This window comes from Photobacterium sp. DNB23_23_1, assembly GCF_052873815.1.
Genome location: NZ_JBNNXT010000062.1, coordinates 1 through 23618 on the forward strand (window position 1 = coordinate 1; position 23618 = coordinate 23618).

A 23618-nucleotide genomic window follows, 5' to 3' on the forward strand; every position below is an offset into this window, starting at 1 on the left:
GTCTCCATTTGAATGAAAACAAAATCATACGTTTCGGGAAAGCTTAATTGAATGTGGGGTTTATGACGCGCTTACTACGTTTTGCTGCTTGTCACTGGCATAACTTTTCTGGCGTATTAAGGTGTGTTTGGTGCAGGAGATTTTGACCATCCAAAGCTGAAAAATGGCGCGATGTGATACAAGGGGCAATATTCTTTACTTATGCTGCAACGCAAATTCTAATGTTATGGGTGCAACAGTCTATCGTTTCGTGAAGCCGCTTGGTTTAGAAACGGAATCAAAATGAATATCAAAGCAAACCATCCAGCGTTTGCCGGCCATAACTTCGACCTTGAGCAACACGTATGGTAATCAAATAAATCAAACAGGATACAATTCACCAACATAAGCACCATAAATTCGTAAACACTCATGGTGAGATGTAGAAGAGAAAACCAACTGCTGAAAGTAGTACGCTCTTCTCGACAAAGAAACAAGCAATACTATCATGAGTCGTCAGCAGTTGGCCGAGGGCAGAATACAACCCTTTTGGAGCAGGGAATTTCAATAATAGCGAAAAACGTTCAATGCTATCATTCAACAGTATAGTTTCCTGTAAGCCAAAAAAGTCACAGTAATCGATGACTCCCCTCTTTTATTCATATACTTAAATATAATAAGGTCTATTAAAGCGACTTCATGTATAGCGCAAGCACGTCATCAGCAGTCATAGCGACAGGGTTTCCCCCAGCACACGGATCTGCCAGCGCACTTTCTACCCACTGATTAACATCCTGCTTCGTAACACCCAGTTGTGCAAAGCCTTGTGGGATACCCACTCTCTCACTAAGTTCGCAAATAGCTTTAACCGCTTCAATGCTTGCCTGCTCTTTGGATAAACCTGCAACATTGCAACCTAATGCTGGAGCTAAATTAGCAAACTTCTCTACTCGATGAGGCCGGTTAAATTCACATACGATAGGTAACAAGATCGCATTACAAACACCATGAGGTAAGTTCTTATGTGCGCCAGCAGGGTGAGCCATCGCATGAACCATACCAAGTCCAGCACTATTGAAGGCCATACCAGCAAGGAACTGACCAAGCGCCATCATTTCACGCGCTTCTAGATTTGAACCGTCTTCAACTGCATGCGGTAAGTATTGACTGATCAAACGTACGGACTCTAAAGCTGAGTGGTCGGTAAGAATATGTGCTCCAACCGAAACATATGCTTCGATTGCATGAGTTAACGCATCCATACCAGTAGCAGCAGTCACTTCCGCTGGTAGACCGAGCATAATACTTGGGTCATTTACTGAAACATCCGGGATTATATTACTATCGATAATGACACATTTAACCTTTGTCTCTTCATCAGTAATAACCGCATTACTGGTGACTTCTGCAGCCGTACCCGCGGTAGTATTGATAGCAAATAACGGTACACCTGATTTTTTAACGTTATTCACACCGGTGTACAAAGTAATTGGCTGCGGGTTAGCAGTAAGAATCTTCACGGCTTTCGCCGTATCAATCGCACTACCTCCACCGAAACCAATAATATAACTTGCACCTGACTCTTTGTAGGCCTCATATGCCTGATTAACAACGCTCACCGTTGGATTAGGTACAGTTTCCGTAAAACAAGTAAAAGGTAATCCACTCTCATTAAGCGCACCTATCAACGGCTCTAGTAACCCCAATTGCTCTAACGCTTGGTCTGCAATAATAAACCCATGGTCCACACCTTTTGAAACCAAGTGACAGACCAACTCTTTGATTGCATTCTCACCAGAGATGTTGATTTTCGGAAATGCTAAAGTAAATGCCATAATTTTTCCAATATAAGTAAAGTTACAAAAAAAACGAATAATCAAAGCTTTGAATTATGACCAGCGGCTTGCGTTTGCTAACGCTTAAACTCAAGTAAAGTGCCCTAGGTTAGCCACAATTCATATCAATTTTATAAAATAATGTAAGAAAACAGACTTACGGATATAACAAGCATGGTTACAACATAAATATGGCTTTCAGACATATGCTTCATCAAATGTGCAGCAACTGGTACACCCACGAAAGAGCCGACAAAAAACAGTATCGCAGTATCGATATCAGACTGACCGCCACTTGCATATCCAACTGCAGCAATGGCAGATAAAAACAGAGCTAAGACAACAGATGAGCCAATTGCTTTCTTAATATCTACATGGAGAACACTATTCAAAATAGGAAGTAACAAAACACCACCACCGACACCTGTAGAGCCCAAAATAGATCCACAAAACATCCCCGACACTATTGCCTTCTTAGTGTTAAGTTTATGTTCTGAATGATGGCTAATGGCCACATTCTCACTCTTGTATTTTGAGAATACAGATATCAACGATCCAATCATTACAATCGTCACTAGCCACGCAATTGTTGTCTCAGTCGCTTCGGAATAAAAAGGGTGTGCATTAAAGTAAACCACAACTTGAGTAACCAGCAAGGTAACAGGCACTGCTCCAATAAATAGCAGTATTATCTTTTTCCAAGAGACATTCCGCGCCCTAATATGTAGAAATGACGCGTTCACTTTTACCATCGCAGAGATCATACTCGCCGTTCCCACAGCAAGCACCGGGGACATGCCGCAAAACAGTTGTAACATAGGGATCAACAATACCCCGCCACCAACACCGGTCAGCCCTAAACATAAGCCAAAGATACTCCCAAGTAGTAGCTTTAACAGCACTGCATCAGTTGACCATACACTAACTAACAACTCAAAAGCGTCCATAACCCTCCCCAAACCCAACAATTAAAACAAAATTTCAATAATTATAATATAACGTGTCGACACTTCTTTAATTTATGGTTTTGATCATATTTTGAGGTAAATATTTGCAGTACAATGAGTCTATCAATAAAGGGTTATTTGGATGATAATGAAACCGATATCTCAATACTCATTACACAGCAGTACTGTTTCGCTAAATGTCAGTAAAAGAGAAGCTGTTTACATCAGTAACACTAAAGCGTCAGGGTTCTATCATGTAGACAAGGGCTTTATTGGTTTATATCAAGTTGCTGATACTGGAAAAGAGTCTCTTTTACGCCTTTATGGGCCTGGCTCGTTTTTTGGTTACCGCTCATTGTTCACAAATCAACGCTATCCCGCCACAGCAAGAGCAATGGAAAACAGTGAAGTAAAAAAATTTGATGTGAAAAGCTTTGAATCGTTACAGCAATTATCATCCGAACTCGCTAAAACACTGGCGATTGAAGTTTGTCATGAGCTTGGAGATGCAGAGAAACGCCTAGTTCAATTTAGTGCGTTTAATGCCAAAAATAGAATTATCGATACAATCCATCATTTTTTTTCCTACTACCCTCAATACCCTTGGACATATCGAGAAATTAGCGAATACAGCGCAACAGATGTAACGACAGTTATTCGCTTCTGCAAATCTTTAAAAGAATCTGGAGTGCTATGTAAGCAACATAGAAAACCGCACCCTTTAGATCTGAACAAGCTTGACCGATACCGACAAGCCTCGAAGGAAATCATGAAATGAAAAAACTGTTTTCTAAAATAAACAAATCCTAGAGCGCCGCTCATCCACATGTGTAGTGTCATCACAATACTGTTCGCTGCTAAACTCAAGATTCATCAAAATCGACGTTTCAGCAATAATATTACTATTCTCATGCGCTTATCTCTGCACAGTACCATCTAAAATATTCTTATAGGTAAATTAATGAACCAAATATCCAACTGTCACGTTATGGCCAAGCCCTCAGGCTCGGTATGCAATATCGATTGTGAATACTGCTTCTATTTAGAAAAAGAAAAACTCTATCCTGATCGGCAAAAAAACTGGCGTATGAACGACGAAACACTAGAAAAGTACGTCAAGCAATATATAGAAGCACAAAACAGTGACTCTGTACAATTTTCTTGGCAAGGCGGTGAGCCAACATTATTGGGCATTAATTTTTATCGAACTGTGGTTCGATTGTGCAAACTTTACGGTAAAAACAAAAAAATATCTCATGCATTCCAAACTAATGGAATATTGATTAATGATGAATGGTGTCAACTATTTAAAGAGAACGACTTTCTGATTGGCGTTTCTATTGACGGCCCAGAAGATCTTCATGATGTATATCGAACAAATACCAGTGGTAAAGGAACGCACTCTAAAGTTTTAAAAGCCATAAAATTGCTGAAGAAACACAAAGTTGAGTTTAATACTCTCACAGTGGTTAATGATCAGAATGTTAAACAACCACTTAAAGTCTACCAATATCTAAAAAGCATCGGTTCAAACTTTATACAATTCATTCCATTAGTTGAGCGACAAGACTCTGATCAGTCAACAAATGATACATGGTTAGTTAACCCAGATGAAAAGCTGGGTGATGTCACTCAATGGTCTGTCAACCCAAAAGAATATGGTACTTTCCTAAATGAAATTTTCGACCATTGGGTGAGAAATGATGTTGGAAGCATCTTTGTTCAGCAATTTGACGCAACACTATCAGCTTGGACAGGCCAACAAAGTACAATATGCGTATTCTCCCCGAGATGTGGTCATGCATTCGCTTTAGAAGCGAATGGAGACTTGTTTCAATGTGACCACTATGTTTATCCAGAGTATAAGCTTGGCAACATTCACAATGAATCAATCAAGACGATGAACAACAGTGAAGCAGCAATTGAGTTTGGCTTAAAAAAATCTAAAGAGTTAAACAGCAAATGTCAGTCTTGTCGATATCGATTTGCCTGTCATGGCGGCTGTCCGAAACATCGCTTCTTACCGGGACCTAGTGGAAATCCCGACCATAACTACTTATGCGAAGGCTACTATAGTTTCTTTGACCATAGTCAAAACGCAATGGCTTTCATGGTAAAGCTGATAAATAACGGGCACTCTCCAGCACAAATCATGAACTATTATAATAACGAACAACACAAGGGGACAAAAAAGAAAGTAAGTCGAAATGCCTTATGCCCTTGTAATAGTGGTAAAAAATTTAAACGTTGTTGCGCTTAATTTATAACCATAAACCCCCGGAAAAACCGGGGGTTTAATAAAGCACCAAAAGGACAATATTTATAAAGCTGAAAGTTTCAGTTGTACTTGTCGCTTCTCTGCTAATTCCTAGCTTATTACTAATCAGTAATATAATAGGCTTAACTAAACTAACTGTACTTGCGAAATCACTCAATAAGTAAAACCACTGCCAGTAGAATTTTACTTACCATCAAAATGATACAGATAGCCCCTTATAATTTAACTTCCCTGCATAAAACCTACCTACACAACCAATACGAACAAGCCATTGAACAACTTGATCAGATAAGCCAACAAGCGAAGTGATATTTTAGCAATAAAGGGGTTTCCAAAAAACAAACAATGCCAATAAGAAACTGACGACAGCCCTGAACCACTATGTAACTTTTTCCAACAGAAATAAGATTAATATTCAACTCAAAAAGATAACTGTATCATTTACAGTAAAATATTAACTATCTAACTGAAGCATACTTAATTTCTCTAGCAATCTTAATTTGTGATGAAGCTTGCTCACGAAACTTAGTTTTTCTCTTTTTTCGAGAAAGTTCATGCAAACTGTTTATGTTCTTAATTCTTTCTCTTGTTTTTTCATCACCAACGGTACTCATAAATCCTCCTTGAACATTCACTAGGATATAATTCAAGCTATGGAACATAGCTTGAATTAACCTGAAGACTAGTAAATAAAATTTAAATGAATAGTGAATTATACTTCAATAATTTTTGGTCGTTTTCCTTCAACTCTAAATATTTCTTCAAGTAAGATATTTTTTAAATCACTCTTAATCTCTTTATAATCTGAATTACATACCAAATTTTCCAATTGATATGGATCATCTACAAGATTGTATAGAAACTCTTCTTGATAAACCTCACTATCTTTTTCTAACAATCCACTTTGATCTAACGCCGACACAGAATAAGTCCACTTTTCAGTACGAATTGCTCGACCTACCTGCGACTCACTAATCTGGATGAAACTAACGTTATCCTTGGAAGCGTTATCAATATACAAATCTTGCAACGGTTGACCTTGCATGTAACTTGGAACATTAATACCCGCCGCCTTGAGCAAGGTAGGGACTACATCAATAATGCTTGCATGATCATCAATAACTTGTCCCGCTTTTGCACGAGGATCATAGATGATGAAAGGAATTCGGATTGAAGAATCATGACACGAACGCTTATACTCACCGTTTCTGGTCTTAAAGTGTGAACCATGATCGCTCAAGTAAACAATGATGGTATTGTCATCAAGGCCCTTATCTTTAACAGCCTGACGAATTTTACCCACATTTTCGTCCAAGTTATGACAGCAACCTAGGTAATCTGGATACTCTTCTGCCCAGTCACCATTAACAAAAGGTTCTAAGTCACCAGGTACTTTGAAGTCACTCCACTTCTCTTTCGAACCGTGTGGACCTTCATATGTCTTTCTATCGTTCTGGTGATGAGGTTCAAGGTACGATAAGAACAGGAAGAAAGGTTTTTCTTTTTCGTAGTTATCAATATAGTCCGTTGTCAGATCAGTTAGAAAATCTGCGCGGTAGACATCTTCGTCCCAGCTGACCTTGTTACCATCGATATCAAACATGAAGCCACCATAGCCATGCGATGTGCCTTCAAGAATATCTGAAGCAACCCAAAAATCCTTGTAGCCACCACGATACTGCTTTGGTATTGCAGTAAAGCAATTATCGATCGTTTCACCAGAACTCTCTGTAGGCGCAGCGACTACGAAACCTTCGTGTGCCGTGTTGTTTGAAGCTAAGTGCCATTTGCCAACATATCCAACGCTGTAACCCTCATCAGATAAAAAGTGAGCCACTGTTTTTTTGTCTTCCGGCAAAATAATATCGTTTCGGAAACAACCCGTTTCAGTTGGGTATAGACCTGTCTGCATAGTTGAGCGGGTCGGGCCACAGACAGGATTAACAGTAAATGCATTAGTAAACATCACACCGTTATTTGCGAGCTCATCAAGATTAGGAGTAACAGGTAGCTCCTGACCATAACACCCAAGTGTGTCCCACCGTTGTTGGTCACTAAAGATAACAATAATGTTGGGCTTCTTCATAAGTTCCTCTTGATATTTAATACGTTTCTTGAATCTAAATAACAACAGTTATTCTAGATAAAACATCTCTTTCAGCTCAGTGGATTTAGGACTCATATCAGCATTGGTTTCCATGATATCATCCATATACTTCCACCATTTCTGACAAGCTTCTGTTTTTGAAACGGCGTTCCATCTTTCAAGGCAGTCTAATTCAACATAACCAAACAAACAACCTGTTTCTTCGTCTAGGAAAATAGAGTAGTTTTGAGCACCAGCTTCCTTAAGTACTTCAACTAAATCAGGAAAAATATTATCATGCCGTTTTTTATATTCAGCGAAACAACCTTGATTTACTTTTAATTTAAAGGCTTTTCTGATCATAAAACTCAACTCCTAAGCTAAAACACTTTGATTAAGTTTTACATTAAAAGCAGACTCTAATTCTTTAAACTCTTGGGTTTGGATAGTTTGTCGCTTACCACCCATCGCTAGAACCTTAACTAAAATTTCAGCAGCTTTTTCTACCGTGTCCATCAAGCCAAACACCAAGCTAAGATCTTCTGCAGAACAGAAAGTGCCGTGGTGTGCCCAGATAGCAACATCATACTTTTTCATTAACTCACTAGTATGTTCGGCAATCGCCTTACCACCAGGGACCATCCATGGGACGATCCCGACCCCATCAGGGAAAACAACAGGACACTCAGTTGCCATTTCCCAAAGCTCTCTGGTAAAGGTTTCTGCTTCTAGTGGTAACACAAATGTAAGTGCAATTAAGTTTGTTGTATGGGAATGCATAACAACTCGATGTTTGCCCCCAGTCACATCATATTTCACCGAGTGATTCATCAAGTGTGCTGGAAGCTCACTTGTTGGTTTAGCACCGTTAATCAAGCCCCATAAGATTTTATACTGAGAACCGTCTGCTGAAACCTGAATGATACCAGCATTTTCTTCAAGACAGACTTCAACATTACGGAAGTACTTACCACTGCCTGTAACAATAAAGTATTGATTTGCTAGATTAGGTACGGTAACACCGATATCAAGCCAAGGCGTTGACTCAGTAAAGAATGGACGAGCTTCAGTAACTTCAGAGTCGGCTAATCGATATGAAAGATTACCACCATTACGTTCATGCCAACCTTTTAACCAAGCGTCTTGAGCCGTTTTCTTAAACTCTTGTACAAATGCTAATTGTTCCATTATTGACCTCGCTTAAGCAGAACTTCTTGTTCGTAATTAACAACTGATTTAAACCAGTCTTCGTTTGCCGGTACATCATTAATTTCACAGAAGTAGTTCCAGATATCGCCTAATGGGTATGTTTTCAACTCTTCCATTAGTACCAAACGTTGAGTAAAGTCACCTTCATTTTGAAGCTGAGTTAACTTTTCGTGTGGCATTAGCATTGCCTCAAGCAGGGCTTTTTGCATGTTTCTTGTACCTAGGACCCAAGCTGCAATGCGATTAATGCTTGCATCGAAGAAATCTAGACCTAGGTAAACTTTGTCTAAGCTATCTGTGCGCACTAATTCTTTAGCAATCTCTTTTACTTCATCATTGAATGTCACTACGTGGTCACTATCCCAACGTACTGGTCGAGTTACGTGAAGTGCAAGCTCATCTTGATACAGAAGCATTGATGAAATTTTGTCGGCTACCGACTCCGTTGGGTGGTAGTGACCATTATCTAGCAAACAAAGCTTGTTATTTGCAATTGCATAGCCCATGTAAAATTCGTGAGAACCAACTGTATAAGACTCCACACCAATACCGAATACTTTCGATTCAACTGAATCTTTGTTGTATTGTTCGTCGACATCAACTGCAAAGATTTCATCCAATGATTCTTTCAATCGTTGACGAGGTTCAAAACGATTACTCGGAGTATCTTTGTATCCATCAGGAATCCAGATATTGGTTAAACAAGTTTGGTCCAGCTCTTTACCAAAATATTCACCAATTTTACGAGAAGCGATACAGTGCTTAATCCAAAAGTCACGAATTTCTTTGTTTGGATGAGATAGAGTCAATCCTTCGCTAGCATTGGGGTGTGAAAAAAGACTAGGGTTAAAATCTAGGCCAAGATCACGTTCTTTAGCCCACTCTACCCAACCAGCAAAATGTTCAGGCTTTAACTCATCTCGTTCAACAACAACGCCATTCGTTTCAGCATATAGTGCATGAAGGTTAATTTTGTGATTACCAGGGATAAGACTCAGTGCTTTATCAAGATCAGCTCTCAACTCTAATGCATTGGTCGCTTTACCCGGGTAACTACCTGTTGCTGAGATACCGCCGGATAGTTCATGACGCGCTTCTTCGAAACCAGTAACGTCATCACCTTGCCAACAGTGGATAGAGACTTTTACGTTTTTAAGCTTTTCTAATACTGAGTCAACATCAAGGCCCCATTTGGCATAAAGTGACTTGCTTAATTCATATCTATTTTTTAAAGTTTGTTCCATGACTGTTCCTACTTATATGCTGTTTTTAACGTAGTTCTTAGCGGTTGTTAAATTATTAATCTCACCCATTGATAACATCTGTACAATAATGTTACCCATACCCGTTGCTTCTACAGGGCCAACGACTATTTCTTTCCCTGTTACTTCTTCAATTAACTCGTTTAAGAAGTCATTTTTACTTCCGCCACCAATTATATTAATCTTGTTAATATTTTTACCTGTAATCTCGATCATTTCATTGATGCAATCACCGTATGATTTAGCAAGACTTCGGTAAACACAGATACACACTTCACCAATTTCTGTTGGATATGCTTGACCTGTTTCTTTACAGTATTCAACAATTTCCTCAATCATATTTTCACTAACAAAAAATCGTTCATTGTTAACGTCAATAATTGAAGTGAACTCTTTTGATTCCCTTGCCATTTGAGCTAGTTCAGCATATGAATATCGGTAATCTAAAATTCTAGATACTTCCTGAATAATCCAGAGACCCATAATGTTTTTTAGGAATCTGAACCGTTTATCGTAGCCACCTTCATTTGTGAAATTGTTCTTTCTGGACGCATCTGAGACAATAGGTTTATCTAATTCTTTGCCCAAAAGTGACCAAGTGCCTGAGCTCAGAATGACACCGTCCTCCTCAATATCAAAAACGCTGGCAATAAAAGCTGAACCTGTATCATGCGTAGCAGGCAAAACCACGTTACAGTCAAAGCCAACTATAGTTTTGATACTCTCTTTTAGGCGGCCAATGCAGTGACCAGGTAACTTGGTTTCACCAAAGATATCACTTGTAACACCCGCCACTTCCAGTAAATCCTTATCCCACTGATCACTCGAAAGGTTAAACATCTGCGTCGTTGTCGCATTTGTATACTCGTTAACCTTTTCACCTGTAAGCAGGTAGTTCAAGTAGTCTGGTATCATTAAGAATGAACATGCTTTACGCTTCTCTTCAATATCAATTGAATCCAGCTGATACAAGGTGTTAAAGCTCATAAACTGAATACCGGTTTTATTGTAAATTTCTTTACTTCCAACCTGATTACAAATTCGCTCCATAACACCTTTGGTACGGTCATCACGATAAGACACGGTATTTCCGATGACTTCTTCTGATTCATCTAAAAGAACAAAATCAACCCCCCATGTATCAATACCAATACTTTGTGGGATTTTTTCTATTTTTACACACTCTTCAAGTCCACGTAATACATGAGAGAATAATGACTCTAGATCCCAACATAATTGCCCATTTTTATCGGACAATTTATTAGTGAATCTATAAATTTCTTCAAGAACAATCTTTTCGTCTTTTAAATAGCCTAACAAATGTCTCCCGCTAGACGCACCTATATCTACAGCTAGAAAATAATTCATAGCAACCTCCGATTGATTAACTTAATTCTACAACCTACAGATTTATATGAAATATCTCATTTTGCCCTAAAGAGAGTCATTTTTTGCATAACTAAAAAAAGTCATAACATAAAAAAACCACCTCAATTCAAATTAAATATTAATCGAATTGAAGTGGTTGTTACTTCAGATAGGGCTGTGGTTATGCAGAAACTTCTTCTTTCGGCGTACTACTAACCTCTAACGAGCGCTTAGACTTAACCAAGAGAGTACCAACCAGTGCAAGTATCGCAGCAATAATGACAAAGAGCATACGCCCCCACATTGGGTTTGGAACCAATGTTAGTGACAAAATAAAGAGTGAAGCAATCAGAACCATCTTACCTAGTACACTATTTTGCTTGTTATCCATTGCAACACTCTGTGGTGTATCTTCAACAATAACCTCTGTATCAACATTTGAAAAGAATTGGTCAACTTCCTTTTGTCGTTACTCAGTAAGACAGGTTGAGCGACAGAAGTTAGCGAAACCTATGTTGGCCGACCTGCGCCAATGGCTGTTATCCCAAAAGGTTGTCCCATCAAGCCAGCTGGGCAAGGCTATCAAATACACGGTGGGCCAATGGCCCAAGCTTGAGAGGTATATCGAAGACGGTCACCTATCCATCGATAACAACCGGGCTGAGCGTGCAATCAAGCCGCTGGTCATTGGCCGGAAAAACTGGCTGTTCGCCGATACCCCGAAAGGTGCTGAAGCCAGTGCCATGCTCTACAGCATCATCGAAACCGCTAAAGCTAACGGGCTAATCCTGTTCGATTATCTGGTTAAGTGTATGGAAGAGCTAGCTCAACCAGAACCTGACCTCGACTTACTTCCATGGAACTTCGCTCATTAATACTCGCCCCGTGGGATCATGGGGAGCATACGGAAATACGAATAACTTTTGGTATTAGAAAGTCGTTTGATTAGTTGTCAAGTTTGACTGGAGGAGATCAGACTTTGAATCGTTATGCCCTGAAGCATGAGACGCTGACGACCAGCGGTAAAAGGGAGGCTAATCACTTTCATTTTTGTTGCAATAGAGTGTTCACAGCCAGTGAACGTGTTTTATTAGTGCTGTAAAGTTATTTGTATGCTCTTCACATAATAACTAAATTTTGTTTATGTTATTTGATTGAAAATATTAAATTGATGATGGCCATTGTATGCCATTTCTTGATTATATGAGAATAACTGTGCGGAATGGTTCCTTTACATTCGTTAGCTCTGTCAATGTTTGCACCTATTTAGGGCAAAGTTTGCTATTGTAATACTTTAAACGATGTGGACGTAGAAAATCACTTGTGATGTGGTTAGTATTTACAAAATTTTATAAACACAATAGCGAAAATCGTAATTTCCATTTATCACAGACAATATTTAATAAAGTAAGAATTAGGATGGTATATAGTAAAGGGGAATTTCCCCATAAAGATTATTTTTAATTCAAGCATGGAGATAAAAAGTGAACTTGACCAAATACTATTGTAATGACGTTAAGATACCTAATTTACCTTCTATTTGTTTGCTAAAGAATTGGAAAAATCAACTCCTACCACTACGTAGATGGATTTGAGACTCAAAGGTGGGAAATATATACCAAGCTAATATCAGCAAGCGATAATATGATATTGAAAACCGTTGCACACAGAATTGGTTATTTGGAAAGTTAGGAAGTTATTGAGCAGATCAAATTATAATGATTTCTGTTATATACAACCATGAACGTTTACTTTAAAAATTAGTTTAGAGGTAATTATGAATAATTTAAGTATACGAGAACGGATAGCCTATGGTGCTGGGGATGCAGGGTGTGCATTTGTTTGGCAAACTGTGATGCTTTTTTTAGCGTTTTTTTACACGGATGTTTATGGTTTATCTCCTGCACATATGGGGACCATGTTCTTAATCGTTAGAATCCTTGATGCAATAACGGATCCGTTGATTGGCTCACTCGCAGATAGAACTAAATCAAGATTTGGTCGATATCGCCCATACTTACTTTGGGTAGCTATACCATTTGGAGTTTCATGTATTTTAGTGTTCTATACACCAGAATTTGGAGAGACGGGAAAGCTAATATATGCATATGCTTCTTATATATTCCTTACTTTAATGTACACAATGATCAATGTACCTTATTGTGCGATGGCAAATACGCTTTCTAGCGACTCAAATGAAAGAACCAGTTTGCAATCATATCGATTTACAATGACTTCAATTGCGGGTTTAGTCATCGTTCTTCTCGCAATGAAGCTTGTTGACTACATTGGTGGTGGCGATTTACGACTAGGGTATATCGGTGCAATGTCGGTTATGTCTAGCCTCTCTGTCGTTCTATTCCTATTTTGTTTTTTCAACGTAAAAGAAAAGCACGATATTAGACAGACGAAAAGTGGCAACTTAAAAGATGACTTGAAACACTTGTCAAAGAACCCCGCATGGCGAGTGCTATTTATTCAGAACATCATCATGCTGGTTGGTTTTGTGCTTAAAGATGCTGTCATTATTTATTATGTCGTGAGCTTTTTAGAAAGGCCTGACTTAGTGACTCTATTTATGGTTTTAGGTAAATTAGCGGGTGTTTTAGGCGCCATGTGTGCGATACCTCTATTTGGAAAGCTCGATAAAGTTAAATCTTATCAGATCATCAATTATCTTATGGGTATGTTTGCAGTTCTAATGTTCTTCATACCAAGTAGTCAAATAAATTTACTCATTGCTCTGATGATTATTGTTAACTTTTTAAAAATGGCAGCAAGTCCATTCCTATGGAGTATGATGTCTGACGTCGTTGACTATGAAAATCACCTGTCAGGACGTTCTCTCGGTGGCGTTGTTTTCTCAACGAATCTATTCTCAATTAAATTTGGTGTCGCATTAGGTGGGGCCATGTTGGGTTGGTTATTAGCCTTTGGTGGGTATGTTGGAGGCGCAGAATTTCAATCTGGCAGTGCTATAACTATGATTAATGCGTTATATACACTAATACCTGGCGCTATTTTTATCACAGTAGCGGCCATGGTGAACTTTTACCCACTAACTGAGCAACGCATTAAAAAAGTACAAGAAGGTTTAAATTAGTATCTAAATCATCAATATACCAAAGTTTAATTTTTGTGTTTTATCTTTGATAGACTGACCAATATAAATTGTCTTTAATAAGTTAATGCATTTAATTGCGGTAGTCTATTCACATATGAGGAGTTTGATAAGTGAAAAGTAATCGTTTTTTCAGGACATGTTTTACCGCCATGGTCCTTTCTTTATCCGCTGGTAGTTATGCGGATAATATTAAGGTTATTTCTAGTGATTATACTGATACAAGAAATCAAATTGGTGAAGTGTACGATTTCTTTGATGTTAGTGTGCGAACTGAAAGAGGCAATCCGGTTGAGAAGCCCGCTAGGTTTGGCCGTAATGCCAAAGTTAACACAGTGCGTATGCTAGGAGGGTGGTATAACCAAGATCTTTCTGGCGATACCTATCTATGGGATGGTGAAAAGTTTACTTATAACTTTGAGGCCGCTACTCGCCGAATCGACCGTTGGCTCGAGAATGATTGGGATATTTTCCAAATTGTTTTAGATAATCCTCCGTGGGCTTTCCAAGAGGGCTATAGCTTTGTTGATGAGCCTGATGGTGTTCATTACCTCGCAAAAGATCGTGTTGGGGTTTATGGCAACGGCTTACCGCCACAAGATCCTAAAGCATGGAATACCTTCATTCAGTCATTTATTGACCACCTTGTAGAGAAATATGGCAGAGAAACGGTAGCTACATGGCGATTTAGAGTCGGTTCAGAGATTGATACTCGGCCACAACACTGGTCTGCAACTCGTCAAGAGTTCTTTGACCATTATAAGAACACAGTGGATGCAGTACATGCTGTGTTGCCTGAAGCTGTAATTGGTGTTCACTTTAGGGAAGCATCTTTTGTTAGCCAGTATGTCGATTATACCGGTAAAAAAGAAGATGCATATGCACCTTCTTTTATCAGTTGGGCCAAAGAGAATAATGTACCTTATGATTTCTTAGCGATATCCTACTATCCAATGGTCACGCATCCGGAAGAAATGGATATGGATTATGTCTATCAAAATCACATGGCACCTATCCTAGAACACGCCGACTACAACTCAGAGTCGAGCTTTGAGATTCATGAGTTTAAATATATCGTAAAAATGAAGCGTGCAGGATTTTCGAGTGTTGAATCCTCACATGGTTCGGCTTTTTTTGCTCTCTTCTCAAAAATGATGTTAGAGAAGAATGTCCGTCGCTTGTTCCAGTGGGGTAACGTAAAAAGAGACGGCACCTATAACTCAGAAGCGCTCACTCAGTCAGCTCTTTTTGATATGGTCGGGAACAAGTTATACCAGAGCAACGTTGAGGGTGAGTCTAAGACAGCTGGTAACTTGATTGATGGTATTTTTACCCGCAAAGCTGACGATTCAGGTTTTGATCTTCTGATGTTCAGTTTTAACAAAGATGACTTTAGCTACCACGATGATGAAACCATTGCATTAGAGTTAAAAGTTAATCAGCCGAAAAATACGAAATACCGATACCGTGTCGCCCAGTTAGACCGCTCGAATAACCGAGAGCAGATGTTTTTGTCAGAGTTTCCGAAATCTCAACAACCTTCAAATGAAGGGGGGTGGAGAAATGATGACGTGCACCCACTAGCGCCAGTTAATGATGCGCTTAATGAGCAAGGCCGAGATTTCTTTAATAGCGTTAAAGACAAATATGATGATGTCAATGAGCTAAAGTGGAGTGAATGGGAGACCTCCAGTGTTGTTGATGATGGCACTGAGGGTACAGTGATTAAGATTACAAATAGCATTCCATCGTTTTCTGTCCAAAAATACCAGATAGAGTGGTTGGATTAAGAACTCGTTACATTAAAAACTCTATAAATAGAGTAGACACATCTAACTATATTTACTTAGAAAAATGATAAAAAACCCTTGTCTACATTGGCGTAGCAAGGGTTTTCGTGAATACTTCATAACCCCCACATTCAATTAAGACCTCCTGATACGTATGATTTTGTTTTTCACTTATAAGAGACGAAATCATGATTGATCATCGACGCAGCAACAATAATGGCTGGCAATTTTCACCAATTTGAGAAGAGCTATTCGCTGAAAGACATTTTTTCCGCAGGCATGCCATCAGTACCTCAACATTTTTTGCACAACGGCAACTACTGGAGTGCCACATTATTAATAAGCAAAGTGGGCTTGTCAATGCAGAAGTGGTTGAACAGACTACCCATTACCAAGTCGCCAACCCTATTGCTCCCAACATGACACTCAGCGTCAATGATATTATTAAACTAATTAAAAGTCCCTATCCAATACAAAGTGAAATTTACATGAAAATATAATAACCCCTGGATTTTTCAAGCCTGAATAGTGACTGCTCCCCGCTTTCTAATCCAGCCAATACTTAGTAATGTTCATCTTATAAAAAGGAAGGTGAATATGAAGAAGCGATTCAACGAACAGCAGATCATTGCTATTCTCAAGGAAGCGGGTTTGCCCGTCAAAGAATTATGCCGCAAGCACAACATTTCCGATGCCCGTCGCTTGAAAGCAATAGAAGATGAGAATGCCAAACTGAAGAAGCTTTTGGCGGAATCTATGCTTGATGTTGATGCTTTGAAAGCGGCTCTTAACCAAAAGTATTGACCGTCGGAGACAAGCGCAAGGCTGTGCATGCAATGCAGGAAGTCACCACGATTTCGGAACGCAAAGCCTGTCTGCTCGTCGGTATAAATCGCGCATCGATAAGATACCAACCTCAACCTAAAGAGAGTGATGTGGAGCTATTGGCTCGTATACAAGAACTGGCACTAGAGAGAAAACGGTTCGGGTATCGTCGTATTCACCGTCTTCTTCGCCGAGAAGGGACAGAGGTTAACCATAAGCGGGTTTACCGGTTATACCGAGAGGCTGGGCTGGCCGTTCTTAAACGAGAGCGAAGGAAATCATTATGTGTCGGGCGAGAGCCACTTTTACTTCCCTCACTGCCCAACCATACCTGGTCAATGGACTTCGTCATGGACGCACTCAGTTCTTGTCGTAGGATAAAGTGCCTCACTATTGTTGACGACTTCACGAAGGATTGCCTGGATATTACTGTTGCATCAGGAATTTCTGGGGATGAGGTGGTCGTCATACTTGAGGCAATAGCAGCTTTCCGTGGTTACCCTGAGGCCGTTCGAACAGATCAGGGGCCTGAGTTTACGGGTAAGGCTCTCGACCAATGGGCTCATGATCATGGTGTCATTCTGAAGCTGATACAAGCGGGTAAGCCAACCCAGAATGCTTATATCGAAAGCTTTAACGGCAAGTTTAGAGACGAGTGTTTAAACGAGCACCTGTTCAGAGACTTGAGCCATGCTCGTAAACTGATCAGTGACTGGCGCATTGACTACAATGAAAATCGCCCCCACTCATCAATTGGATATCTAACTCCCTCTGAATTTGCACTACTGACGCGTTCAGGGCTAAACAATAACGTAACTGACATTACTAAAGATGTATTGGATTAGTTATTGGGGGCAGGTCAGGTACTAAAAAACTGCTTGATAAACATAAATATAAACCACCCAACAAACAAGTATGATTATATCCATCACCAATAACCGCACTCGTAAATACCGCCAACGCATTAACCCAAATCGATGCCTGCAACACGCTCAAAGGTACATTTGCCCAGGTAAATACCTGCTCGTTAATTGGCCCCAAACGCATACGTACCCCTTCAAGAGGAGTAATTACACGCATTTGGCGAGCTTTAGCTGCAAAAATAGATAGTTACATAAGTAACCCAAGGCATTTGCATAGAAAACTGTCGTTGCAACCGCAAAACCACCTGTTAAAGCTTTACCCATATGTCCGGTAAAAGTCATTGCACTTACTGCTGTCATAAAGGATGTAGACCCGACCATCCACCACAACAACTTACCGCCACCACGAAAATAATCACTAGTCGAAGAGCTGAATGATTTAAATAATATTCCAATTGCAATTAAAAAACCAAAGTATACAATGACAACAGCTATATCAACCATAATTCATCCCTTTTACTATATCCGTACTTTCTCATTCTGATGTTTTGATGTAAAAGTAAATAAATGAAACCAAACTTGTTTCATTCACATAATTAAAATTTTTTAATTCAACGACCAACTCAGATAAAAATCAAACAATCAACTATTTGATAACAAGACTACATAAACAAATAACCACACAACGAGATCTGCTTCACAATAATCAATCAAATAATAAAAATAAACCAATGTTTTAATTTAAAAAAATACAATTCGTTGTATATTACTCAGCAGTTACAAAAAATGGCTATTTTGGTTTTTTTAGAGGTCAATTTTTGCATATAATTTTAATTAAATTATACGTTGGTAAATATTTATGAACACTGCACTAAACAAACTCACTGAGTTTATGAAAGACAACAATGATGAAGAAAGAAGTATACTCGATAACCAAAATAGCATTGACATGTCAATTTTCAAAGATGCGAACAAAACCACAATTTCATTTGATAAAGTAGTTCCTAAAGGAAAAATGATATCGATCAGAAAACACACTCGATACATTCATTATCCTGCACACACACATGACTACGTAGAAATATGTTATGTTCTAGAAGGTAACTCAGTTCAATATATAGAAGGAAAAAAGTGTCAGATTCGCAAAGGTGATATACTCTTTATGGGTCCAGGTGCTACGCATGAAATACTTCCCTCAACGAAAGAGGATATCATTCTTAATTTCATTATTCATAAAAAATACTTTAGCTATATCTTTGAATTTATTGATGATAAAAACAGTCTTTCTAGCTTCTTTATTGATGCTATTTTTAAGAATTCCACCTCAAAAGCACTTATATTTACAACATTTAATAAAAAACCCATAGAGAGCCTGTTAGACAGTATCGTTAATGAACTGACGATTAAAGGCAATTTTATGGAGTCAAAAATTAAGTTTCTTCTTGGTCTTCTAGTTATTGAGTTAATACAAGAATCACCTTACGTCATTGACAAGAAATCTCATGAAAGTAAAGTTTTATCTCAAGTAATTGGCCATATAGAACGTGACTTGCAAAAAGCTAGCTTAAACAGCATTGCCGAACAGTTAAAAATGAAGAACTACAACCTATCAAAACTAATAAAAAAAGAAAGTGGCAAAACATTCAACACACTTCTTCGAGATATTAGATTCAACAAGTTCTGCGAACTAATTAAAGTGACCAATGTTAGCATTAATGAAATTGCAATCGAAGTTGGATTTTCTAACACAAGTGACTTTTATAGAAAATTTCGACAAAAATATGGCCTTTCACCAAGAGAGTATAGAAACTCAGCTTGCTCTGAATTGATTTAACATCGCCCATAGGTGATATACCATTTACTTATAACTCTGAAATCAAAAAAATGCAAAAATACACCTTAAACTTCACAAAAATTGTCGTTTCTAACTGTCTCTTTTTTGTATATAACTTTTAATATTTATTGTAACATCTGGAAGTTGCACATATGCAAAAAGATTTTTCATGGGTTAATTGTGCTTGGTCTGACATTGTTAATAAAGTGAAGATTACAAGTGATGAAATGACTGTAAAATTTCCTTCTATGACTACTGATGGTGTGTATTGTGATACACATGCACCATGGGCTTGGGTCGTCGGTTTTTGGCCAGGTTTGCTTTGGTTGCTGTACGAGAAAGAAAAACATGAACCATTCAAAAAAATCGCAATTGATCGTGAAAATTTAATGGATCAACCTCTTGATGAGTACGTTAATATACATCATGACGTCGGTTTTATGTGGCAGCTCACTTCCATAAAACACTATGAACTCTTTGGTAACGAAGAATCAAAGACGAGAGCTTTAAAAGCTGCAAGTCACCTCGCAAGTCGCTTTAACATTACCGGTAACTTCATCACTGCTTGGAACAAAAATGATGTCAACAGCGCCGACCCTAGAGGTTTAAGTATCATCGATAGCATGATGAACTTACCCATTCTATTCTGGGCAGCAGAGCAACTCAATGCCCCTCGCTTTGCTTTAATAGCCAAAGCTCATGCAGACACTGTACTCAAAGAATTTATTCGCTCAGATGGCTCTGTTCGACACATGGTCGAGTTTGATTACCTAAATGGAAACGTTAAATCATATCATAGCGGTCAAGGCTATGCTGAAGACTCCGCTTGGAGCCGAGGTGCCTCATGGGCAATACATGGTTTTGCGCTGGCTTATAAGTATACAAAAGAAGCTAAGTATCTTCAGGCTGCGTTAAAGACTGCCGACTTCTTCTTAAGCTGCTTACCAGAAGATCGTGTACCATATTGGGACTTCCGAGCACCATTAGATGAAACGACACCACGCGACACTTCCGCTGCAGCCTGTGCTGCTAGCGGTATGCTGCTGATCTCAGATTTAGTAAAGGATCCGGCAATTAGTGATAAATACATGCATTCCGCGAGCGATATTCTTCTGAGCCTGCACCAACGTTACACCACCTTTGGTCAACCAGATGAGCAAGGTATTTTAGTGGGTGGGGCATTTAATGTTCCAAAAGGTTTGGGTGTAAATTGTTCATTAATTTATGGTGATTACTATTATGTTGAAGCTATCGCTAAATTGCTGGATAAAATTAATTATAAATAGTAAATAGTAAATAGTAAATAGTTGTAGAATAATTCTATTCTTAGTAACTAGATCACATTAACAGTGAAGCAATGATTATTTGCTTCATTGTCATTTATTACTCTAGTATAACTATATCACATATTCAACAGCAAATATTGCCCTTCAATAATTCAATTATCGACATATATACCACCCATTAAAATAAATATTATTATTACTATAATTCGAAAAAAAGAATTATATTAATATATTTAAATTTGATCATAAAAATTAACTTGTTACATATTGACAATATATTGTCTTGCCTCAATCATCAAATATTGAAGGAATAATAATGAAACTTGGTCTTTTCAGTACACTACACAATAATCATTGTTCACTATCCCCTCGCAGGTCTGTTTTAAAAGCGTTAGTTCCTGCTGTCTCCTTTGCGTTACTTGCAGGTTCATTTACTGCAAATGCAACCCAGGACACTAATGACAAACAAGTTATGGTAGATTATTTTGCTGATAACGGTTTCGGTAACCCACTTGCAGTGGTTCAAGCACCAGCCGGTATTTACGAGAACGGTGTTACCTACCTAACCTATCAAGGAACTCTAGAGGACCCTTATGTTGTCTCATACAATCACGAGACAAATGAGTGGAAAGGTCCTATCAAAGCAGGATTTAGTGAGCTCGGAAAAGATAACTACTGGGCTCCTTCTGGTCGTCCTATTGATAATCATGGTAAACCGACAATGATTATTGATGATCTCGGATACATCCATATTTTCTTTGGTGGACACGGTGGTAGCGCCCGACACGGAGAAAATCCATTAGGGGATGTGCATGATGGTCGAAATAAGCATATTGTCTCCGCTAAACCTTACGATATTTCGACTTGGATTGAGCTAGACAATATCCCACCATTTGGCAATTACAACCAAGCAGTAAAAATGGATAACGGTGATATTTATTTGTTCTATCGCCATGGTGCCCATAAGAGTGATTGGGTTTTTCAAAAATCTACCGATCACGGACGTACATTCGAAAGTCCAGTATCCTTCCTTGAGCATAAAGAACGCGAAGATATAGAAGCAACTGATAGTTGGTACGCCTGGGCAACTAAGGGGAAAGGGGATGAAATTGTAATCACCTACGATTATCACCCGTGCTGGAAAAGACACGCTAACAATGGGCGTGGTCATACAACTGAACGCCACAATGCATATTATATGGTCTTTAATACAAAAGAAGGCACATGGAGTAATATCAAAGGAGAATATTTAGATCTCCCAGTAACACGTGAACTTGCTAATGAAAAAACACTCGTATTAGATACTGGTGAAAAATGGACTTTTAACGGTTCAGTACACTTAGATGAGAATGGTTACCCGCATATTGGAACAAATATTGGTGTTGATTTAGGTCAGTTAACTGGTGGTCCTAAGCAAACTTCTCATATCCGTTGGACTGGCGTAGAGTGGGTTGGTGGTACTCCTGTAAACCCTGCTGCAGTTAACTGGGGAGTTGATACTCGCGGCGACTTCTTCATCACATCACCCACCGATATCACTTTTGCCCTTGGCTACAAGGAAGAAGGTGAAGGTGTAGTCGCTTACTTTAATTCCAAAGATGGTGGTGAAACTTTTGAAAAGCAGAAGGAACTTCTTCGCAAAGGTCAATCTGGCTGGGCTATGTCCGCAATGATCACCAATGCACACCCTGATGCTAGATTTTTTGTAGCGGAAAAGCCTAAAGGTGAAAGGGAGTGGAGAAACCTTTATCTTCTTGGAGACAATGGCGCAGTCATGCGTGCACAAGAAGACGCTGACGTTCGTGTCAAATAAAAACTAGAATCTTTACAATAAAAAACGCCTAACTGAAAACCGGTTAGGCGTTTATGCATGGGGCATAAAATTTGGAAAAATAAATGAATTTTGTAAGATCTAAACTTAACTGTCATAGCGCAGACTTAATGCGACATATCAAGGGCTAAATCTAAGTCAAACTCGTATTTACTTTCCATCGCGATATCATTACACTGTGCAGCGCTTAGAGACCATGTCTTGTTTTCTACACGAGACTCCATTTCAGACATAAACTCAACTCTACCCTTATCACTGTTTGAAGCCAAAGCCACACCATAAGCCTCACACACTTCTTGGTCAGTCATCGCAAATGCGCTCAAAGACATCGCTGCAGCGATACAACCCACTAATAATCTCATCTTCACTTCTCCTCTGTTTTGTTTGCTTTCAACCTAACCCTAGTTCAGGTCACATTATTAGCAAGATGATTTTTCTCAATCTAATAAAACTGCACGAATATTCGCAAACTTAATTTCCTTTTGAGTAGATTTTTGCTTTATCTCTCATAAATATCACAAAGAAGCTCGCAAAATCTCATAACAAGCCTGCAATACAAAATATCACAATTGACAAATCCAAAAAGATAAAACACCAATCAAACTAAATGAAACATATTTTTATTAAAAGTAACTTGTGTAATAACAAACGCATTACGAATACATAAACACCTTCTAACAAGGTCGGGTATCACTAGTTGAGGGAATACGTAGTTAGTTAATGAACTAAAAAATATTGTTATAACTTAGTGTTATCCCAAGAAGAAAATACACTATAATACTGTCAAATCAAGACTATTATTTAGGCTAAACGTCATTATTTATCATTAACTCAACTACATACACTCGAAAGATTAATATAACAACCGTCTAATTTACTGAGTTTTTTAGCGATATATAACATTGCAAACTTTGACCTTCAATAAAATAAATATAGACATACCCCCAAGACCAAAGATAAAATAAAACTATCCCTTTTTTTCATAATAAAAGGAAAGATACGATTAGTGATTTAATCTTCAGTTTAAGTACTCCCGAATTCAACTCCGAAGTGCGACACCCTCTAATATCAAGCAGCCATAACCATCGTTTTAAAGACGACAGA

General features: G+C 38.6%; 19 protein-coding genes and 1 pseudogene. 9 read left to right on the forward strand and 11 right to left on the reverse strand.

What is annotated here, in order from left to right; all coding sequences use genetic code 11:
* Window positions 1-665: 665 nt before the first annotated feature.
* On the reverse strand, window positions 666-1814 hold the full coding sequence (locus ACVA53_RS23675) for an iron-containing alcohol dehydrogenase (RefSeq protein ID WP_255044020.1): 1149 nt from the start codon (window positions 1812-1814) through the stop codon (window positions 666-668).
* A 131-nt stretch (window positions 1815-1945) separates the two neighbouring features.
* Window positions 1946-2761, reverse strand: coding sequence for a sulfite exporter TauE/SafE family protein (locus ACVA53_RS23680; protein WP_255044019.1), 816 nt, complete (start codon window positions 2759-2761; stop codon window positions 1946-1948).
* A 148-nt stretch (window positions 2762-2909) separates the two neighbouring features.
* Between ACVA53_RS23680 and ACVA53_RS23685 the strand changes: the two genes are divergently transcribed.
* Entirely contained in the window at window positions 2910-3539 is a 630-nt protein-coding gene (locus tag ACVA53_RS23685; RefSeq protein ID WP_446506467.1) for a Crp/Fnr family transcriptional regulator, read from the forward strand.
* Window positions 3540-3722: 183 nt separating this feature from the next.
* Window positions 3723-5021: an anaerobic sulfatase maturase gene (locus ACVA53_RS23690; RefSeq protein ID WP_446506468.1), complete on the forward strand. Its 1299-nt coding sequence runs from the start codon at window positions 3723-3725 to the stop codon at window positions 5019-5021.
* A 476-nt stretch (window positions 5022-5497) separates the two neighbouring features.
* Here ACVA53_RS23690 and ACVA53_RS23695 read toward each other — a convergent pair whose 3' ends face one another.
* The 7 genes from ACVA53_RS23695 to ACVA53_RS23725 form a co-directional block, all read right to left on the reverse strand.
* Entirely contained in the window at window positions 5498-5653 is a 156-nt protein-coding gene (locus ACVA53_RS23695; RefSeq protein WP_255044016.1) for a hypothetical protein, read from the reverse strand.
* A gap of 98 nt (window positions 5654-5751) precedes the next feature.
* Window positions 5752-7125, reverse strand: coding sequence for a sulfatase-like hydrolase/transferase (locus ACVA53_RS23700; RefSeq protein ID WP_255044015.1), 1374 nt, complete (start codon window positions 7123-7125; stop codon window positions 5752-5754).
* Window positions 7126-7173: 48 nt separating this feature from the next.
* The gene (rhaM, locus tag ACVA53_RS23705; RefSeq protein WP_255044014.1) at window positions 7174-7488 is read right to left on the reverse strand and encodes an L-rhamnose mutarotase; all 315 of its coding nucleotides are present in this window, start codon (window positions 7486-7488) and stop codon (window positions 7174-7176) included.
* A 12-nt stretch (window positions 7489-7500) separates the two neighbouring features.
* A complete protein-coding gene (gene rhaD / locus ACVA53_RS23710) occupies window positions 7501-8313 on the reverse strand; it encodes a rhamnulose-1-phosphate aldolase (RefSeq protein WP_255044013.1) in 813 nt (270 codons plus the stop codon).
* The gene (locus ACVA53_RS23715; protein WP_446506469.1) at window positions 8313-9578 is read right to left on the reverse strand and encodes an L-rhamnose isomerase; all 1266 of its coding nucleotides are present in this window, start codon (window positions 9576-9578) and stop codon (window positions 8313-8315) included. The genes rhaD and ACVA53_RS23715 overlap by 1 nt, the downstream gene beginning before the upstream one ends.
* A gap of 12 nt (window positions 9579-9590) precedes the next feature.
* On the reverse strand, window positions 9591-10964 hold the full coding sequence (rhaB, locus tag ACVA53_RS23720) for a rhamnulokinase (RefSeq protein WP_446506470.1): 1374 nt from the start codon (window positions 10962-10964) through the stop codon (window positions 9591-9593).
* Window positions 10965-11145: 181 nt separating this feature from the next.
* Window positions 11146-11355, reverse strand: a complete 210-nt coding sequence (locus ACVA53_RS23725) for a hypothetical protein (RefSeq protein ID WP_446506471.1) — start codon at window positions 11353-11355, stop codon at window positions 11146-11148.
* 88 nt (window positions 11356-11443) lie between these two features.
* Here ACVA53_RS23725 and ACVA53_RS23730 point away from each other — a divergent pair.
* The 4 genes and pseudogenes from ACVA53_RS23730 to ACVA53_RS23745 all read left to right on the forward strand — a co-directional run.
* Window positions 11444-11839: pseudogene (locus ACVA53_RS23730) on the forward strand (IS66 family transposase); the annotation flags it as partial.
* A 902-nt stretch (window positions 11840-12741) separates the two neighbouring features.
* Window positions 12742-14067, forward strand: a complete 1326-nt coding sequence (locus ACVA53_RS23735) for a glycoside-pentoside-hexuronide (GPH):cation symporter (RefSeq protein ID WP_446506472.1) — start codon at window positions 12742-12744, stop codon at window positions 14065-14067.
* Window positions 14068-14198: 131 nt separating this feature from the next.
* On the forward strand, window positions 14199-15875 hold the full coding sequence (locus ACVA53_RS23740; protein ID WP_446506473.1) for a GH39 family glycosyl hydrolase: 1677 nt from the start codon (window positions 14199-14201) through the stop codon (window positions 15873-15875).
* A gap of 597 nt (window positions 15876-16472) precedes the next feature.
* Window positions 16473-17545, forward strand: a protein-coding gene (locus tag ACVA53_RS23745) for an IS3 family transposase (protein ID WP_446506474.1) whose coding sequence is annotated in 2 segments (ribosomal slippage) — window positions 16473-16668 and window positions 16668-17545 — 1074 coding nt in all. Because the reading frame shifts where the segments join, the coding sequence is not laid out codon by codon here.
* Window positions 17546-17770: 225 nt separating this feature from the next.
* Here the strand turns inward: ACVA53_RS23745 and ACVA53_RS23750 are convergent.
* The gene (locus tag ACVA53_RS23750; protein WP_446506475.1) at window positions 17771-18067 is read right to left on the reverse strand and encodes a hypothetical protein; all 297 of its coding nucleotides are present in this window, start codon (window positions 18065-18067) and stop codon (window positions 17771-17773) included.
* Between the two features lie 355 nt (window positions 18068-18422).
* Here ACVA53_RS23750 and ACVA53_RS23755 point away from each other — a divergent pair, with 355 nt between their 5' ends.
* The 3 genes from ACVA53_RS23755 (at window position 18423) to ACVA53_RS23765 (ending at window position 22496) form a co-directional block, all read left to right on the forward strand.
* Complete coding sequence (locus tag ACVA53_RS23755) at window positions 18423-19397, forward strand: AraC family transcriptional regulator (protein WP_446506476.1); 975 nt, start codon at window positions 18423-18425, stop codon at window positions 19395-19397.
* Between the two features lie 152 nt (window positions 19398-19549).
* Window positions 19550-20683, forward strand: coding sequence for a glycoside hydrolase family 88 protein (locus tag ACVA53_RS23760; RefSeq protein ID WP_446506477.1), 1134 nt, complete (start codon window positions 19550-19552; stop codon window positions 20681-20683).
* A gap of 316 nt (window positions 20684-20999) precedes the next feature.
* The gene (locus ACVA53_RS23765; RefSeq protein ID WP_446506478.1) at window positions 21000-22496 is read left to right on the forward strand and encodes a BNR-4 repeat-containing protein; all 1497 of its coding nucleotides are present in this window, start codon (window positions 21000-21002) and stop codon (window positions 22494-22496) included.
* A gap of 125 nt (window positions 22497-22621) precedes the next feature.
* Here the strand turns inward: ACVA53_RS23765 and ACVA53_RS23770 are convergent, their stop codons facing one another.
* Window positions 22622-22876 (reverse strand): hypothetical protein, encoded by a 255-nt coding sequence (locus ACVA53_RS23770; protein WP_446506479.1) that lies wholly within the window; start codon window positions 22874-22876, stop codon window positions 22622-22624.
* Window positions 22877-23618 lie beyond the last annotated feature (742 nt).